This is a genomic window from Flexivirga sp. G2, assembly GCF_055397625.1.
On record NZ_AP039675.1, the window covers coordinates 3,323,212 to 3,339,889 of the forward strand.

17 protein-coding genes are annotated in these 16,678 nt (G+C 68.9%); 9 read left to right on the forward strand and 8 right to left on the reverse strand.

Annotated elements, in window-relative coordinates; genetic code table 11:
- Window positions 1-13: 13 nt before the first annotated feature.
- Together ACZ50J_RS16105 and ACZ50J_RS16110 are read right to left on the reverse strand one after the other, a co-directional pair.
- Complete coding sequence (locus ACZ50J_RS16105) at window positions 14-568, reverse strand: DinB family protein (protein WP_464298163.1); 555 nt, start codon at window positions 566-568, stop codon at window positions 14-16.
- Complete coding sequence (locus ACZ50J_RS16110; protein ID WP_464298164.1) at window positions 561-1,154, reverse strand: TetR family transcriptional regulator; 594 nt, start codon at window positions 1,152-1,154, stop codon at window positions 561-563. Before ACZ50J_RS16110 ends, ACZ50J_RS16105 begins: the two co-directional genes overlap by 8 nt.
- Before the next feature lie 9 nt (window positions 1,155-1,163).
- Between ACZ50J_RS16110 and bioB the strand changes: the two genes are divergently transcribed.
- The 4 genes from bioB to bioD are packed head-to-tail and all read left to right on the forward strand — an operon-like array spanning window position 1,164 to window position 5,437.
- Window positions 1,164-2,273 (forward strand): biotin synthase BioB, encoded by a 1,110-nt coding sequence (bioB, locus tag ACZ50J_RS16115; protein WP_464298165.1) that lies wholly within the window; start codon window positions 1,164-1,166, stop codon window positions 2,271-2,273.
- Window positions 2,266-3,621: an adenosylmethionine--8-amino-7-oxononanoate transaminase gene (locus ACZ50J_RS16120; protein WP_464298166.1), complete on the forward strand. Its 1,356-nt coding sequence runs from the start codon at window positions 2,266-2,268 to the stop codon at window positions 3,619-3,621. Before bioB ends, ACZ50J_RS16120 begins: the two co-directional genes overlap by 8 nt.
- Complete coding sequence (locus tag ACZ50J_RS16125; RefSeq protein WP_464298167.1) at window positions 3,618-4,772, forward strand: 8-amino-7-oxononanoate synthase; 1,155 nt, start codon at window positions 3,618-3,620, stop codon at window positions 4,770-4,772. The genes ACZ50J_RS16120 and ACZ50J_RS16125 overlap by 4 nt, the downstream gene beginning before the upstream one ends.
- Window positions 4,769-5,437, forward strand: coding sequence for a dethiobiotin synthase (gene bioD / locus ACZ50J_RS16130; RefSeq protein WP_464298168.1), 669 nt, complete (start codon window positions 4,769-4,771; stop codon window positions 5,435-5,437). Before ACZ50J_RS16125 ends, bioD begins: the two co-directional genes overlap by 4 nt.
- Here the strand turns inward: bioD and ACZ50J_RS16135 are convergent, their stop codons facing one another.
- Complete coding sequence (locus ACZ50J_RS16135; protein WP_464298169.1) at window positions 5,438-6,280, reverse strand: alpha/beta hydrolase; 843 nt, start codon at window positions 6,278-6,280, stop codon at window positions 5,438-5,440.
- A 67-nt stretch (window positions 6,281-6,347) separates the two neighbouring features.
- On the opposite strand from ACZ50J_RS16135, the gene ACZ50J_RS16140 reads away from it, so the two are divergent.
- Both ACZ50J_RS16140 and ACZ50J_RS16145 read left to right on the forward strand, forming a co-directional pair.
- Entirely contained in the window at window positions 6,348-6,719 is a 372-nt protein-coding gene (locus ACZ50J_RS16140; protein WP_464298170.1) for a nuclear transport factor 2 family protein, read from the forward strand.
- Window positions 6,720-6,728: 9 nt separating this feature from the next.
- Window positions 6,729-7,772, forward strand: a complete 1,044-nt coding sequence (locus tag ACZ50J_RS16145; protein WP_464298171.1) for a phosphotransferase family protein — start codon at window positions 6,729-6,731, stop codon at window positions 7,770-7,772.
- A gap of 41 nt (window positions 7,773-7,813) precedes the next feature.
- Here ACZ50J_RS16145 and ACZ50J_RS16150 read toward each other — a convergent pair whose 3' ends face one another.
- Complete coding sequence (locus ACZ50J_RS16150) at window positions 7,814-9,208, reverse strand: HNH endonuclease (RefSeq protein ID WP_464298172.1); 1,395 nt, start codon at window positions 9,206-9,208, stop codon at window positions 7,814-7,816.
- Between the two features lie 603 nt (window positions 9,209-9,811).
- On the opposite strand from ACZ50J_RS16150, the gene ACZ50J_RS16155 reads away from it, so the two are divergent.
- Both ACZ50J_RS16155 and ACZ50J_RS16160 read left to right on the forward strand, forming a co-directional pair.
- The gene (locus ACZ50J_RS16155) at window positions 9,812-10,708 is read left to right on the forward strand and encodes an NUDIX domain-containing protein (RefSeq protein ID WP_464298173.1); all 897 of its coding nucleotides are present in this window, start codon (window positions 9,812-9,814) and stop codon (window positions 10,706-10,708) included.
- Between the two features lie 76 nt (window positions 10,709-10,784).
- Window positions 10,785-11,234 (forward strand): GNAT family N-acetyltransferase, encoded by a 450-nt coding sequence (locus ACZ50J_RS16160; RefSeq protein WP_464298174.1) that lies wholly within the window; start codon window positions 10,785-10,787, stop codon window positions 11,232-11,234.
- A gap of 17 nt (window positions 11,235-11,251) precedes the next feature.
- On the opposite strand, the gene ACZ50J_RS16165 is transcribed toward ACZ50J_RS16160, so the two are convergent.
- The 3 genes from ACZ50J_RS16165 to ACZ50J_RS16175 form a co-directional block, all read right to left on the reverse strand.
- A complete protein-coding gene (locus ACZ50J_RS16165; protein WP_464298175.1) occupies window positions 11,252-11,722 on the reverse strand; it encodes a hypothetical protein in 471 nt (156 codons plus the stop codon).
- Window positions 11,723-11,778: 56 nt separating this feature from the next.
- Window positions 11,779-12,726 carry a DUF808 domain-containing protein gene (locus tag ACZ50J_RS16170; protein ID WP_464298176.1) on the reverse strand — a complete coding sequence of 316 codons (948 nt, stop codon included), beginning with the start codon at window positions 12,724-12,726 and terminating at the stop codon, window positions 11,779-11,781.
- An 87-nt stretch (window positions 12,727-12,813) separates the two neighbouring features.
- A complete protein-coding gene (locus ACZ50J_RS16175; protein WP_464298177.1) occupies window positions 12,814-14,196 on the reverse strand; it encodes a mycothione reductase in 1,383 nt (460 codons plus the stop codon).
- A gap of 139 nt (window positions 14,197-14,335) precedes the next feature.
- On the opposite strand from ACZ50J_RS16175, the gene ACZ50J_RS16180 reads away from it, so the two are divergent.
- Window positions 14,336-15,541, forward strand: coding sequence for an MFS transporter (locus ACZ50J_RS16180; RefSeq protein WP_464298178.1), 1,206 nt, complete (start codon window positions 14,336-14,338; stop codon window positions 15,539-15,541).
- Here the strand turns inward: ACZ50J_RS16180 and ACZ50J_RS16185 are convergent.
- A complete protein-coding gene (locus tag ACZ50J_RS16185; protein ID WP_464298179.1) occupies window positions 15,497-16,678 on the reverse strand; it encodes an SIS domain-containing protein in 1,182 nt (393 codons plus the stop codon). The genes ACZ50J_RS16180 and ACZ50J_RS16185 overlap by 45 nt on opposite strands.

Here is a 16,678-nt window from a genome sequence, read left to right on the forward strand (position 1 = left end):
CGGTGTCGGCAGTCTACCCGTCGGAGGCCGGCGCGCCCACGTCGTGCAGATGGTGGATCAGGTCGTGCAGGCAGTACTGGCCCAGCGTCAGAACGGTGAATGACGAGCCGTTGGAGCGGCGGCCGGTGCGCGACCACGCGTCGCCGGGAACGGTGTCGTAACGGGTGGCGAGCGCGTCGGCGTTCGGGCCGATCTGCGCGGCGACGGCGAGCGGGGACTGCTCGGCGTAGCGCCCCTCGACCGCGGCCTCGTCCTGATCCCAGTTCTCGAAGGGCGGGTCGTCGTGCTCCAGCATCAGTCGGAGGCGACCGTCGAAGACCCGGCAGACGTCGCGCACGTGGGCGCCGTACTCCAGATCGGACCAGACGCCCGGTGTCCGGCGCACACTCGCGTCGGGCCGGCGCAGCACGTCGGTCCAGGGTCGGACCGCCTGCAGGATGCGGGTGCCGAGCAGGTCCCCGGTGACATGCGCTGCGTCGAATCCGCAGTCGGGACAGGGACGTTCGACGACCCAGGTCCAGTCCTTGTCGTCCGGAACGATGTGGTCCGGAACGATGTCGTCAGCCATGAGAGCTCCTTCGTGCAGCGGTCGCCGGGATGGACGCCAGGGCAAGGTCCAGACCATGTTCGAACGCAGCCGCGGCTCCCCGGGTCGTCAGGTCCGCGGCGCGCCGGTTCTGCTCGACACCGACGGCGCCGAGCACGTGATGGACGATCAGGTCGGTCATGGCCGCAGCCGTCGCCGGGGAGTCGCACAGTTCCCCGACCAGATGGCGCAGGCGCACGAAGGCCGGCACCGACGTGGGATCGAGCGCGTATCCGAGCGCCACGACGTCGGACCCGTCGGGCACCGGCAGGACGGTGGATCGTATGTCGTGAGCGAGCTGCCGGATGCCCTCCAGCGGGGTGCTGCCGGCGGCCGTGCCGACGTCGGCCAGCATGCGCTCGGCGACCCGCACCAGCAGCGTCTGCTTGTTGTCGACGTGCCAGTAGAGCGCGCCGGGTTGCACATCCAGCTCGCGGGCGAGGCGGCGCATGGTGAGGTCGGCCAGGCCGTGCGCGCGCAGCAATTCGACCGCGGTGTCGATGACGTCGTCGTGGTTCAACGGAATGGCTGTCTCCCCTCCGGTTGCGCAGATCGCCCGTCGCGGCATACTTGAACGGTGTTCAAGACTACTTCGTCTCTCGACCATCGTGTCACCGAAATCCTCGACGGTGGTCAGGCAACGCCCGACGACGCACTCGCTGTGTTGCGTGCCCCGGACGTTGAGGTCCTGTCGCTGACCGCGTCGATCTCCCGGTTGCGGCGTGCCCACTTCGGCAACACGGTGAAGGTCAACTACCTGGTGAACCTGAAATCGGGGTTGTGCCCGGAGGACTGCCGCTACTGCTCGCAGGCGCTCGGCTCGGACGCCGACATCCTGAAGTACAAGTGGCTCAAGACCGACGAGGCGATCGAACAGGCCTCGGCGGGTCTGCGCGGTGGCGCGACACGAATCTGCATGGTCAGCAGTGGTCGCGGTCCGACCAACCGCGACGTCGACCGGGTGTCGGACATGGTGACGGCCTTGAAGGGTGAGCACCCTGACGTCGAGGTGTGCGCCTGCCTGGGGTTGTTGAAGGACGGGCAGGCCGAGAAGCTGCGGGCTGCAGGTGTCGATGCCTACAACCACAACATCAATACCGCCGAGTCCCACCACGATTCGATCGTCACCACACACACGTATGCCGACCGGGTCGCCACCGTCGAGCAGGCGAAATCGGCCGGCCTGTCGCCGTGCTCCGGACTGATCGCCGGCCTCGGCGAGACCGACGAGCAACTGGTCGAGGCGTTGTTCGCGCTGCGCGACATCGGCTCGGACTCCATCCCGGTGAACTTCCTGATGCCGTTCGACGGGACCCCGTTCGAGGACACCTGGGAGCTGACCCCGCTGCGCTGCCTGAAGATCCTGGCGATGGCCCGACTCGTCTGCCCGGACAAGGAGATTCGCATCGCGGGCGGCCGCGAGATGCACCTGCGGTCGTTGCAGGCGCAGGCACTGCACCTGGCCAATTCGATCTTCCTCGGTGACTACCTCACCTCCGAGGGGCAGGCAGCCGAGGCCGACCTCGCGATGATCGCGGACAACGGTTTCGTGGTGCTGGGAGCGACAAGCGGGTCGAACGGCGCCTGCGGGCCGAGTAGCGGTGAGGAACGAGCCGCGTATCGAGACCAGCACGACCCGACCATCCGCCGCCGGGGCGCCGGAACCGAGCTTCAGCCGAATGCGTGAGGCGGCCACTCTCTCCACCCGCCGCGGCGGGGATCTTGCCGCGCGCGACCACGGGCTCGTCTGGCATCCGTACGCACCACTGAACGGCCCTGTCCCGTATGCCGTTTCGGGTGCTGCCGGTGTGCGCTTGTCGTTGGACTGCCCGGACGGGACGCGGGCCGAGGTCGTCGATGCGATGGCCTCCTGGTGGTGTGCGGTGCACGGCTACCGCCACCCTTCGCTGGACGCGGCAGCGCACCGGCAGATCGACGAGTTCAGTCACGTGATGTTCGGTGGCCTGACGCACGAGCCGGCGGTGGGCCTGGCCGAGCGGTTGGTGGCGATGGCGCCGGGACCGATGGCGCACGCGTTCTTCGCCGACTCGGGCTCGGTGTCGGTCGAAGTCGCGCTCAAGCTCGCGCTGCAGTTTCAAGCGGCGTCCGGTTCCCCTGAGCGGCAACGGTTCCTCACCATCCGCGGCGGCTACCACGGCGACACCTTCGCCGCGATGAGCGTGTGTGACCCGATCGACGGGATGCACTCCGCCTTCCCGGGCGTGCTCGCCTCTCATGTGTTCGCACCGCGTCCGCCGCTGGCCAGACTCGCGGTCGAGAGCGCCGATGAGCGGTGGGTGACGGACGAGGCCGAGCTTGCCCAGTGGGAGCAGGACTTCCGGCAGCTTGCGACCCGCCACGCCGGTGAGCTCGCTGCGGTGGTCGTGGAGCCTGTGCTGCAGGGTGCCGGCGGGATGCGGCCCTATGACCCGCGCTGTGTCCGGGTGATGCGTGAGGTGGCCGACGAACACGGCCTGCTGCTCGTAGCAGACGAGATCGCGACCGGGTTCGGGCGCACCGGAAGGCTTTTCGCGTGTGAGTGGGCGAATGTCGCTCCCGATGTGATGTGTGTCGGCAAGGCACTGACCGGCGGCTATCTGTCCCTCGCGGCGGTGTTGATGACGTCACGTGTGGGTGCTGCGATCACCGAGTCGGACTTCGGTGCGCTGCTGCACGGTCCGACGTTCATGGCGAATCCGTTGGCCTGCGCGGTGGCGTCGGCATCCCTCGACCTGCTGGCCGATTCGTGGTCGACCGATGTGGCCCGGGTCGGCTCCGGACTACGCGCGGGCCTGTCCGCGGCGCTCGAGCTGGAGTCCGTGGTCGATGTGCGCACGGTCGGCGCTGTCGGCGTCATACAACTCGACCGGCCGGTGGACGTGCCTGCGGTTACGGCTGCTGCGGTGCGAAATGGCGTGTGGGTCAGGCCTTTTCGCGATCTCGTCTACACCATGCCGCCATACATCTGCACGCCGGAGGAGATCGCGACCATCTGCGCCGGGATGATCGCCGCCGTCCGCGAGGTGCACGGATGAGCGCCACCACCAGCGCCGGCTCCTGGGACGGCTGGCTGGCCGAGCGGGCTGACCTACGGCGGGAGCGTGGCGTCGAGCGCACCGACCCGGTGCTGCGGGACGACTCGATGATCGACCTGGCGTCGAACGACTACCTCGGCCTGGCGAGGGACACGCGGGTGATCGGTGCGGCACTTGCAGCCACCGAACGGTATGGCGCGTCGGCCGCCGCATCCCGGCTGGTGACCGGCACACTGCCGGTGCACCGCGAGGTGGAGCGAGCGCTGGTCGATCTGACGGAACAGCCTGCGGCACTTGCCTTTTCGAGCGGATACGCAGCCAACATCGGCGTGGTGTCCGCACTGACCGGTCGTGGCGCACACATCCTGCTGGACGCGCATGCGCACGCCTCACTGCACGACGCGGCACGGATGTCGCGGTCGCCGTACGAGGTGTTCGCGCACAACGACGCCGCGGCGTTGGAGCGTCGCCTGCGCGAGCTCGGCGGCGTCCGAGTGCTGGTCGCGGTGGAGTCGATCTATTCGGTGTTGGGCGACGCGGCGCCGCTCGATGAGTTGTATGCCGTGTGCCGCGCACACGATGCATTGTTGCTGGTGGACGAGGCACACGGGATCGGCGTCACCGGTTCGGGTCGAGGACTGGTGCATGCGCTCGGCCTCGCCGGCGCGCGCGACCTCGTGGTCACTGCGACCTTGTCGAAATCGCTTGGTGCGCAAGGAGGTGCGGCGCTGGGCAGCCCACTGCTGCGCACCCACCTGGTCAACACCGCACGCTCGTTCATCTTCGACACCGGACTCGCACCCGCGGCGGCCGCGGCGGCGGCGGAGGCCGCTCGCATCGTCGCTGCCCGCCCGCAGCTGGCGGCCGCGGTCCACGAACGGGCGGCGATCATCGGCGACCGGTGCGGCATCTCCCCCGCTGCCGGAGCCGTCCAGTCGCTGCCGATGCCCGGACCGCTCGACGCGGTCGCGGCTCGTGAGGAGTTGCGCGCGGCGGGCATCCTGGTCGGCTGCTTCCGACCGCCCAGCGTGCCGGACGGGGTCTCCCGTCTGCGGATCACCGCCCGGGCCGACCTGTCGTTGCAGGACGTCGAGCGTGCGGCTACCCGCGTGCGGACCGTTGCCGAACGTTTCGAACGAGTCCCGCAATGAGCGTCATCGTGGTGACCGGCACGGACACCGATGTCGGCAAAACGATTGCCACTGCAGCGATCGCGGCCACCGCGCGTTCGCGGGGTCGGTCCGTTGTCGTCTACAAGCCGACGCAGACCGGTGTCGTGCCCGACGAACCCGGAGATGTTGCCGTCGTCGAACGACTGACCGGCGTGTCCGGGTATGACGGAGTGCGACTGCTTGCCGCGATGGCGCCCCGGCCGGCGGCTGCATTGGAGGACGCATCGTTGCCGACGATGGACGACCAGGTGGCTCGGATCGATCGCCTGCAGGAGTCGTTCGACGTCGTGCTCGTCGAGGGAGCGGGCGGGCTGCTGGTCGAACTCACCGAAGCCGGCGAGACGATCGCCTCACTCGCGGCCGCCCTCGACGCGCCGGTCGTGGTGGTGGCGCGGTCGGCACTCGGCACGCTGAATCACACCGCACTCACGTTGGAAGCATTGCGGGCCAGGGGTGTTCGCGTCCTCGGGCTGGTGATCGGGTCGTGGCCCGCTGCACCGTCATCCGTCGAGACGAGCAATCGCGTCGACTTCGAGGCGGGTGCGGTGCCGCTGCTGGGCGCCATACCCGCCGGTGCAGGTGGGATGTCGCGTGCGGACTTCACCGAGCGCGCACCTCACTGGCTGCCGGACCTGCCGGTCTAGTCACCGCCAGAGCCAGCGCAGCGCGTCCGGCAGGAGCACGCCCCCGTGATTGCCCGCGTGGGGTCCCTCGCCGAGAACGAAGCGGAAGTCGTATCCCGCCTCAGCGAGTCCCGCTGCGGTGCACAGGTTTTCGGCGAGCCAGTTGTCCTGCGCCTCGTCCCAACCGAGATCGCGGTGGCTCTCCTGCAGGAAGATGCGCAAGGGCTTTCGCGGCGTGCTTGCCAGCAGCCGGGGGTACGGATTGCCGCCGGGGATCTGCGCGAAGCTGGACACCAACCCGATGACCTTCCTGAAGGCGTCCGGACGGTGCCAGGCGGCGGTGACCCCGCAGTTGCCACCGCTGCTCCCACCACACGACCCGCGTGCGTCGGGATGGTCGATGGTCGACGCGATCTCGTCGACGCGCGGCAGGACGTCGCGCAACAGGAAAGTGGCGTATCCGTCGTCGAAGGCGTCGTACTCGGTGTTGCGGTTCTTGCGTGCTGGGGAGTCCGCCGCACCAGGGAGGATGCCCGGGTCGACGAACACACCGATCATCGGCGGGATGGCGCCGGCATGGATGAGGTTGTCCAGCACGACGGCGCCGCGCACGTCGGCGTCCGGGTCGAGGTACCACCAGCCGTCCTGGAAGAACATCACGGGCAGCGGTTCACCTGTCGCGCCATACGGGGTGTGCACCCAGACCGTGCGTTCGGTGCCTGGGTAGACGGTGCTGTCATCGATCGTGAATTGGGTTGTGCTGCCTCGCGGTACGCCGTCCCGGCGAACTGAGTCCGGGCCGTGTTCGTACACGACGTCGGACTGATCGAACGGGAGTGGCGAGTACGGGACCCGGTGCGTCATACCGTCGAGGTTACGGCTGCCGCGCCATACGGACTCGGCTGTCGGACCCCCTGATTAGTGTCGATCCATGGCCACCGCACTCGAGCTGCTGCGGCAGCTGACCGATCGGATCGATGCCCGCGCCTGGGACACCCTCGCTGAGCTGCTCCATCCCGAGTTCGTCTGCCGCTATGTGCACACGGGCGAGTCGTTCAACGCGGACGAGTGGGTGCGGCTCAATGCCGACTATCCGGGCTTCGGCCGCCTCGAGCTCCTCGACTCCGTGGGATCCGGCGACCGTGCCGTCGGACGGGCGCATGTCACCGGCGAATCCGGCGGGGTGACGCAGCATTTCGAAGTCGCGAGCTTCATCACCGAACGTGACGGTCTGATCATCGAGCTGACCGAGGTCTGGACGGATGTCGATGCGACGCCGCCGGAGGGCACGCGACCGCAGTAGGAAGGTGGCATGAGATCTGCCGAAGGCGACCTCCCGGGTGCTGCGCCCAGCGACCCCGACCACATCGTGCTGCAGCAGGTGCTGCGCAGGTTCGGCATCCTCGACGACCTCGTCGGCGCGGAGCAGGTGGGTCGCGCCTGGTCCAACCGTGTCTGGTCGGTCCGAACCAGCGGTGGACGGTATGCCGTGAAGGAGATGCTCAACCCGTGGAACGATCCGCAGTGGCGTGAATGGCTCGAGGAGGCAATCGCCTTCGAGCATCTCGCAGTCGGCGCCGGCATCGCTGCGCCACGTCCGGTGGTGACCCGCACCGGAGCAGCACTGGCCGACATCGATGACCGAACCTTCCGCGTTCACGAGTGGATCGACGATGCGGCCCCCTGCCGGGAGGGCCCGGTATCCGTGCGGGTCGCCCGAGCGCTGGCACATGACCTTGCGACCATGCACGCGCTGAGCGTCGTGCCGAGTCGCACGGATGTCTTTCCGACTCCGACGCCAGCGACCTGCAGCGGATGGCCGACGCTGGTCTCCGACCTGGATCGGGCGGGGTCGCCGTTCGTCGATGCGGCGGAAGCAGCCGCTCCCGAGATCGCCGCGGTCGCCGCATGGTTCGCGCAACGTTCGGTCACCACGGAGCGGAAGGTCATGTCGCACGGCGACGTCGACCAGAAGAACCTCCTGCTGGCCCGCGGCAGGCCTTGGTTGGTCGACTGGGACGTTGCGGCACCGTGGTTCCCGGGCGAAGAGGCTCTGCGAACTGCCCTGTCGTTGGCCGCTTGGCAGGACCCCGCGGTCGCGCAAGCGTTCCTGGCGGCATACGTCGCGGCGGGTGGGGCAACAGCCGATCCGGCACCCGAGTCGGTCAGCGTTGATCTGATCATCGGTGTCGACTGGCTCGACCGCTGCCTCCGGATCGCTGCCGGGCTGCAGGACGTCGAAGCAGCGCGCGCCGACGAGGCACGCGCCCACGTGCCGACACTCTTTCAAAGGCTGCGGACCCAGGTCGAGGTCGCTGCGGATCTCCCTCGCTGGCTGTCTGGGTCCTCGGACTGAGCGGACGGCAGGCGGGCGCACCTGGTCATCACCGGGCGGTGTCAGTTGTCGGGGTTTTCGTCGGCGATGGTGGTGGCGTGTTGCCAGGTGATGTCCATCAGCCAGCGTTCGAGGGTCGAGGTGGTGGGTGGTGGCAGCCCGGGTGGTGCGGGTGGTCTGCTGGTGGCGGTGAATCCGCCGGACCGGGTGGTGGTTTCACCGGCGGTGCCGGTCACGGAGTGGTCGGGGTGTTCCTTGACGTAGTTGCACCGTTCGCACAGGCCTTGCCCGTTCCGCTCACTGGTGCGCCCGCCGCTGGTGTGGGAGCGGATGTGGTCGGTATGCCGGATCGGTGCCCCACACCACGGGGTGCGGCATACCTGATCACGAAACAGGATCAGCGTCGCCAAGAGTCCGGGGTAGCGCCGGGCACGGGTTTCCATCCCGACCAGGTCACCGGTCCCGGGGTGAGTGAACAACCGGCGCACCAACGGCCCGGTCGGGTCACCGGTGCTGAACCAGTCCCGCACCAGATCCGCCGGCACCGGACCGTACCCGGGCAGGTGTGCCGGGGTGTCCCCGGTCAGCGTGTCCAGGGGCATCAGCAGGTTCACCCGTACGTCGGTGCCGCCGGTGGCGGGCCGCCGGCCCGTCACCCGTTCGACGAACGCGTCGGCCATCCGCTGCCCACGCGATAGGCCATCGCCAGTGCCGGCGGCAGCGGTGCCAACGGTATCGGTGCTGGTCTTGCTGGCGGCGTCCTGGAACGTGGAGTGGGCCTGGTCGGCGGTGTTCAACGCGGCCATGCAGGCCAGGGCGTCCTTGACGGGTAGGAACGCGGTCAGGCATGCCATCGCATCGGGTGCGGGCCGCAGCGTGACCCGCCGGGTTGCTTCAGCCGCAGTGCGGCATTCCCGGGCACCGGCGGGGTCGACCCGGTTGGCCAGGGCACGGGCGGCATGGATCAGCCGGGTGCCGGCAACGGTCCCGAGCAGGTCGGCGAGCCCGGCATCCACCGCCACCCGGCCGGGGCGGGTCAGGCCGGTGACTTCGCGGACCAGCCGGGTGGCGTCCCACTCCGACATGACCCCGGCCGCCAAGGCTTGCAGGGTGTGCGGCATGTCTTCGACCAGGGTGTGCGCGACGGTCAGGAACACCGACCCCGCGCGTGGGGCGCACCGGCGGGCCAACCCCACATCGGATCCGACCTTCCGGGCCGTGCTTGCAGCCTCGATCCCGCGGGGCACGTCTCGGGCCGCCTGCGCCTCGGCGGCCGCCACGGCCAGGCGTGCTTGGCGGGCGCTGATCGCGTTACGTAATTCCTCCAAGGCCCGCAGCTCACCCAACGGGTCACCGGTGTCGATGGGTGCGTCGAGTCGGTCGTGGAACGCGCGCACACGGGCCGCGTCGAGGCCACCCGCCCGGGTGCCCGTCGCGCCTTGTTGTGTGTCGTTCATGTGTTCGAGTATTGCATGAATCATGCTGTCCTACAACACTTTTCGTGTCCGGATGTTATCCACATCCCCCTGGTCGGAGCGTGTTTCCTGGCGGGGGATGTGGACAACTCTTGGGACCCTTGAGACGCTCCCCGCTACGCTTCGTCGCTCCTCGGCCACCTCATGCGGTCGGTGGTTTCGAGACGCTCCCCCGCTACGCTCCGTCACTCCTCGGCCACCTCATGCGGTCGGTGGTTTCGAGACGCTCCCCCGCTACGCTCCGCCGCTCCTCAACCACCTCACGGAGAGCACAAGATCGACTGATGGCCGGGCACCAACCCGGCCGAACGATCAGCCACGTGACCGAACGATGAGGCGCGCAAGGTCGGCGGCGGGTGCGTCGTCGGGCCGGGCCTATGCAGCGAAACGGAGCGCTAGCGCAGTGCAGCGGAGTGAGACCGGCACGACGGCGTAGCCGACGCCCCAGGGCGACCGGGCGGCCTTTCGAGACGCTCGTCCCTCGCTCCTCAAGGACCTCGACCGGGCCTTTCGAGACGCTCGTCCCTCGCTCCTCAAGGACCTCGATCAGCTTCTTCGTCGACGCCGACGCCATACGGTGAACGTATGACGCACTGGCACGCGACGGACGGCGGCATCCTGACGCTCCCGTCCGGGCGGACGGTCCGCGGACGCGGGTTGAGCACCGACCCCGACGCGGCGCCGGACCCGGACTTCGGTCTCTACCTCTTGGCATCGCCGCCGCCCGGTACGCCGCCGTGGGCACACACCTGGATCGAATGGACCGACTTCGGGCTGCCCGTCGACCCGGCCGCTGCGCACGTCGCGCTGCGGGACGCCTGGCAACGAGCCGCTCGGGAACGCGTGGAGGTCGCCTGCCTCGGCGGGCTCGGCCGGACCGGGACGGCACTCGCGTGCCTCGCCGTCCTGGACGGTCTGTCCGCCGATGCCGCCATAGCCCTGGTTCGCGATCGGTATGACGTCCGAGCGATCGAGACACCCGAACAACTCGAGTTCATCAGCGATTTCGCGGACGGCCGCGCGGACAGCACCACCGGCGGCCACCGGGACAGCCACACCGACGATCCGCCACGCGCCGTGCGCGTCGGTGCGTATGCCGTCTGCGTCCACGACGGCGCCATACTGCTGACCCACCAGGTCTCGACCGGGCCGGCCCAGCACCGGTGGACACTGCCCGGCGGTGGCGTTCACTTCGGCGAGGAACCCGCAGTCGCCGTGGTGCGCGAATGCCGGGAGGAGACCGGCCTGACTCCTGACCTGGGTCGGATCCTCGGTGTCCACTCCGACATCTACCCATCGGAGGACGGAGTCGAACGACACGGCGTACGCATCCTCTTCGAGGCCACGTTCGGCGACGGACACCCCACCCCGATCAGCCCCGACGACGGCGAGATCGACCGCGTCGGCTGGTTTCCCGTCGATGAACTCCCCGAGCCGATCACCGCATGGGCCGAACTCGGCGCGCGCCTCGGACAACGCTGAACACCGCACGCCGACCCTCCCTGTCGGATAGGGCAACAAACCCTCGCGAACGCCGGCCGTCCCATAGCGTAGTGGGGTGAACCCCACCCCTCGCCGTGACGTCTCCGTCACCCGCGTGAGCGAAGCAACGCCCGAACTGCATTCTGCCGCAGTGCAATTGGTCGCAGAGCTCTCGACCTCGGCACCATCACCACGGTATGACGCGCTCGAAGCACTGCTCGAACACGACGCCATCGACTTCTTCATCGCGACCCTCGACGGCGACATCGTCGGGATGCTCACCCTCGCGACCTTCCCGATCCCGACCGGCACCCGCGCGTGGATCGAGGACGTCGTCGTGTCGTCCGGCGCGCGCGGGTCGGGGACCGGACTGGCACTGGTGCAGGCCGCCACCGACCGCGCTCGAGAGCTCGGCGCGCGAACCGTCGACCTCACTTCCCGCCCGAGCCGGGAGGAGGCAAACCGGCTCTACGTCCGCGCTGGTTTCGAGCAGCGCGAGACGAACGTCTATCGCCTGGAGCTCTAACCCCGCAGGACGCCCGGTCAGCGTGACAGGTCGCCGAGTTGCTCGGCATACCAAGGACTTCCGACGTGCTCGGCGATCTCCCGCAGGCTCCAGTCCCCACCGCGTGGCCGGTCCCACTCCTGCGGACCGACCGACGCGAGACGCAACCGGAACGTCCTGGACAGTCGCGTCAATCGCTCGGTCGCCTCGACGAGATCGACCTCCGTGAATCGCGCCAGATCGGCGTCCGTCGTGATCCGGCTCTCGTACCAGCCGTTCGGCCGAGTGGCGACCCCAGCCAACAACGCCTCCACCTGTGCCAGATGGTCGACGAGATGGTCCGCGTAGCGCCGAATCACCTTGTGCGGCGTGTAGATCCGGTCACCATCTTCGGCCACGCGAGGCACGCCGTCCCACCCGATCCAGGTCCTCGCCAACTCCAACACCCGCTCGGTGGCTCGCTCGATGGCCACGCCGGGATCCGTGTCGTTCCGTTCGTCGATCGTCATCCGGAGAACGTATGCCGGAAACACCTCGGCGCCGGCCGAAGTGTCGTCGAGCCCGCCTACTCCGTCGGCCGGGCCTCGGCCTCGTGCGCCCTGCCCTTGCGCGGTACGACGTGCAGAATCACCAGCACCAGCGCGCCGACGATCGCCCCGGAGACCGCTGCGCACAACGTGTTCGTCAGCCAGCCGAGCACCGGACCGAGCGCGCCCGTGGCGTCGTGCACGGCGTGCTCCAGGTGATGCACAAGGCTGTAGGGCGCATGCCAGCCGAGCTCGTCGAACCCGACCAGCAGGATGTGCCCGCCGACCCACATCATCGCCGCGATGCCGACCGTGGACAGCACGGCCATGACCTTCGGCATACCGGTGACCAGTCCGCGCCCGACACGCTCCCGTGCTCCGGTCGCTCCGTCGGCGAGCGCCAGCCCGATGTCGTCCATCTTCACGATCAGCGCGACCACGCCATAGACCAGCGCGGTGATGAGGAGCGCCACCACGATCAGGATCGCCGCCCGCGACAGGAACGGTTCGTGGTCGACCTCGTTGAGCGCGATGACCATGATCTCGGCGGACAGGATCAGGTCGGTGCGGATCGCACCGGACACGACCTTCTTCTCGTCCTTGGGACCGTCGTCGGCCTCCTCGTGGTGGCCACTCAGCGCCTCCCACAGCTTCTCCGCGCCCTCGTAACTCAGATACGTGCCGCCGAGCATCAGGATCGGCGTGAGCGCCCACTCGGCGAACTGACTGAGGATCAACGCGACCGGCAGGATGATCAGCAGCTTGTTGCGCAGCGACCCGATGGCGATCTTCTTGATGATGGGGAGCTCGCGCTGGGCCGACAGGCCCTCGACATACCGGGGAGTGACCGCCGTGTCGTCGACGACGACGCCGACCGCCTTCACACTCGCCCGCCCGGTGGCGGCACCGACGTCGTCCAGCGACGCCGCCGCGAGTTTCGCCAGTGCTGCGACGTCGTCGAGCAGCGCTACCAGTCCACCTGCCATGCGCGAAGTCTATGCAGCGAACGCCCAGGAACCATTGTCGCCCGCTGTGCGGTTTCGATACGCTCCCCCGCTTCGCTCCTCCGCCACTCAACCCGCTTCGCGGTCGAACTCGAGACCGAGCAGCGCGTTCTCGACGACTTCGGCGAGCGCGGGGTGGATCCAGTACTGCCCGCGGGCGACGTCCGGGACGGTCTGGCCGAGGCTCATCGCCTGGATCACCGGCTGGATCAGCGTGCTGGCCATCGGCCCCATCACGTGCGCACCGACGATCAGTTCGGTCTGTCGGTCGGCGAGCACCTTGAAGATGCTGGTGGTGTCCTCCATCGCCCAGCCGTATGCCGTGTCGCCGTACTTCTGCACCTTGACCGTGACGTCGATGCCGGCCTCGCGCGCAGCGGCCTCCGTCATACCGACGGACGCGATCTGCGGGTGCGTGAACACGGCGGACGGCACGAACCGGTGGTCGAACGCCTGCAGGTCGTCGCCGTGCACCAGGTTGTGCGCCACGACGCGCGCCTCATGGTTGGCGACGTGCTTCAGCTGGTACGGCGAACTCACGTCACCCAGCGCCCACACACCCTCCGCCGTGGTGCGGCCGAACTCGTCCACCTTCACTCGACCATCGGAATGCGTTGCCACTCCTGCGTTTTCAAGACCGAGCCGCGCCGTGTTGGGCTCGCGGCCGGTGGCGACCAGCAGCAGCTCCCCGCTGACCAGCTCCCCCGAATCGAGCTCGAGGACGACCTCGTCGGCCGAGTGCTTCGCGCCGACGACCGCGGCGTCGAGGTGCACGTCCCACTGCTGTGTCGCCAGCTCGGTGAAGGCGTGGCTGATCTCCTCGTCCTCCTTGCGCAACAGCTGCGCGCCGCGATTGACGATGCGGACCTCGACACCGAACGCACCGAAGACGTGGGCGAACTCGGACGCGATGAAACCACCGCCGAGGATCACCATCGACGCCGGCAGCTCGTCGATCCGCATGATCGTGTCGCTGGTGTGGAAGGGCACCCCGGACTCCGAGATGACCTCGGGCACCACGGAATGCGCGCCCGCAGCAATGACGACCTGGTCGGCGGTGACCTGCTCGACCCGGTCACCCACCTGCACCCGCAACTCTCGGGGTCCGACGAACTCGGCATGCCCCTCGTACGCCGTGGTGTTCGCGCCGTCCTCCCGGTACGCGCGGCCACCGGCCTCGATCGGGTCGATCCGCCCGAACACGCGATCGCGGATGTCACGCCACCGCACGCCGTCCAGCGTCGCGTCGACGCCATACCGGCCGGACCCGCGGATCGTGTCGGCCACCTCCGCGGCATACACGAACATCTTGGTGGGGATGCACCCGACGTTGAGGCAGGTCCCGCCGAACAGACCCTCCTCGATCACGGCGACTCGCTTGTCGTCGAAGTCGGGCGTCACGAGCGAGTTGCCGGAGCCGGTGCCGATGATGGCCAGGTCGAAATATGTCACCCGACAAGCGTATGCCGCGCGATACAGCCGGTCTCGATACACCTCCTCCGCTGCGCTCTCCCGGCACTCGACCAACCTGATCGTCCATATGCCGAGAAGTTCGTTCACACTATGGACGCGAGGGAGCAACCTGGATCCCATGACCGAGGACACCCGATGGCGACGCAATCTCGTTGTCTGCGTGGGCGGTTCGTTCACCACAATCGTCGCGATGACGATGCTCGTCCCCTACCTGCCGATCTTCGTGGAGCAACTCGGCGTCCATGACCAGGGTTCCGTGCTGCGCTGGTCCGGCATCGCGTACGGCGCGACGTTCTTCACCGCAGCCCTGGCAGCGCCGCTCTGGGGTGCGCTGGGTGATCGCTTCGGGCGCAAGTCGATGCTCATCCGCGCCAGCCTCGGTATGGCGATCGTGATGTCCTGCATCGGCTTGGCACAGAACGTCTGGCAGTTGGTCGCCCTGCGGCTGCTCACCGGACTGCTCGGCGGCTACGCCTCCGGCTCGACGATCCTGATCGCGGCGCAGACGCCGAAGGAACGCAGTGCGTGGGCGCTCGGTGTGCTGTCCGGCGGGGTGATGGCCGGCAACATCGTCGGACCGCTCTTCGGTGGTTTCGCACCGGAACTCATCGGGGTGCGCACCACGTTCCTGTTCGCCGGCGGGCTGATCTTCCTGGCCTTCCTCGCGACCGCGACGCTCCTGCACGAGGACCACGTCCCGAAGGCGTCGCGACCGCCGCACACCCGCATCGTCTGGTCGGCGCTCCCCCACCGCGGCACGATCGTCATGCTCCTGGTGACCTCGAGCCTGTTGCTCTTCGCGACGATGTCCGTCGAGCCGACCATCACTCTTTTCGTCGGCGAGCTGTCCGACACCGAGCACGCGTCGTTCGCGGCCGGGATCATCATGGCGCTCGGCGCCGCCGGGAGCATCGCCTGCGCTCCGCGGCTCGGCCGGCTCGCCGACCGGATCGGGCACATCCCGGTGATCATCGGGTCCCTCGCCGCTGCCGGCGTCGCCCTGCTGGCTCAGGCTGCCGCACCCAACGTGGTCGTGCTGGCGGTGCTCCGCCTGCTGATGGGTGCGGCGCTCGGTGGGTTGATGCCGGCGATCATCGCCGCGATCCGCCACCGCGTGCCGGACAACGTCGTCGGTCGCGTGCTGGGGTTGTCGGTCTCGGCGCAGTACGTCGGTCAGGTCACCGGACCGTTGATGGGCGGGTATGTCGGGGCGCATTTCGGGCTGCGGTCCGTCTTCGCGATCACGGCCGCGGTACTGCTGGCCGTGGCGGCCGCCGACCTACTGCTCGGACGTGCGGTCGCGCAGGTCGGCGACGTGCGGTGACACGGCCGGATCGACCCCGAAGCCCAGCGCGAGGTAGGTCGCGGCAAAGTCCGTGAGCGCCATCAGCTCCGCCAGCCGCGCAACGGGATGCCCTGCGGTCGCGGTGGATTCGATGACGTGCGCACCGGCGCCACGTGCCGTTCCGAGCACTGCCTCGGTCAGTGCCAGGGCGGCGTCGCTCTCCGGGGTCGGCGGGCGCACCGGCGCGTCCCGCAGCACCATCAGTCCGAGCTTGGGCTGTGCCGGTGCATCCAGGAAGGGGTCGGCGAAGATGTCCGCCTGCCGTGCGGAGGTCGCTCCGGACCCACCGCCGGCGGTGAAGGGACCGTCGAAGCAGGCGACGATCTGGGACGCGGCGTCCGGCAGTTCTCCCCAGGTCGCGGGGATACGCGCCGTCTGCGCCAGCATTGCCGCGGCTCGGCGCGCTGCGACCCCGGACAGCGCGCCGTCGCCGAGCACGACCGGCACCGTCTCGGCGAGTTGCACCGCGACCAGTTTGGCCGGGTTCACGAACGACTCGGACGACGGCCGGAACGCCTCCGCCTGCCCGTCCAATCGATCCGCGACCTCAGGCAGCACCGACTGCGGAACGTCGATCAGGCCGAGGCCGTCACCGGCCATGAGGACCGGAGTCAGCAATGACCACAGCGAAGTTCGCGACGAGGTACGTCCGTGTCCGACCCCGATGTGGACCCCACGGGCCCGGTGGCTGACCTCGGCCAGCGGTGAGTCCTCACTGCCGACGGTGAGCAGTGCGGCACCACGACGGGCCGCCTCCCGGGCGACCGCCACGGGACCTTCGGCGTGTCCCGACAGCGACACCGCGATCACCAGATCGAGCGGACCGACCCAGCCCGGCAGCGGCAGGTTGCGGCGCACAGTGACCGGTACCGGGGAGGACGGCTCGGCGAGCATCTCCAGCACATCGGCGACGACCGCGCTGCCACCGAGCGCCGCCACCACGACCGACCTCGGCCGCTCGCCGTACGCGACGCGGTCGATGCCACCCTCGGTCGACAGGGTCACGGCCTCCCGGACCTGGGCACCGGCGGTCGCCAGCGCGCGCAGCGTCTCCCGTGAATCCCGGCGAGCGAGCTCGTCGGGATCATCGAGTCCGGCTTCGTCCAGGTAGGGCAT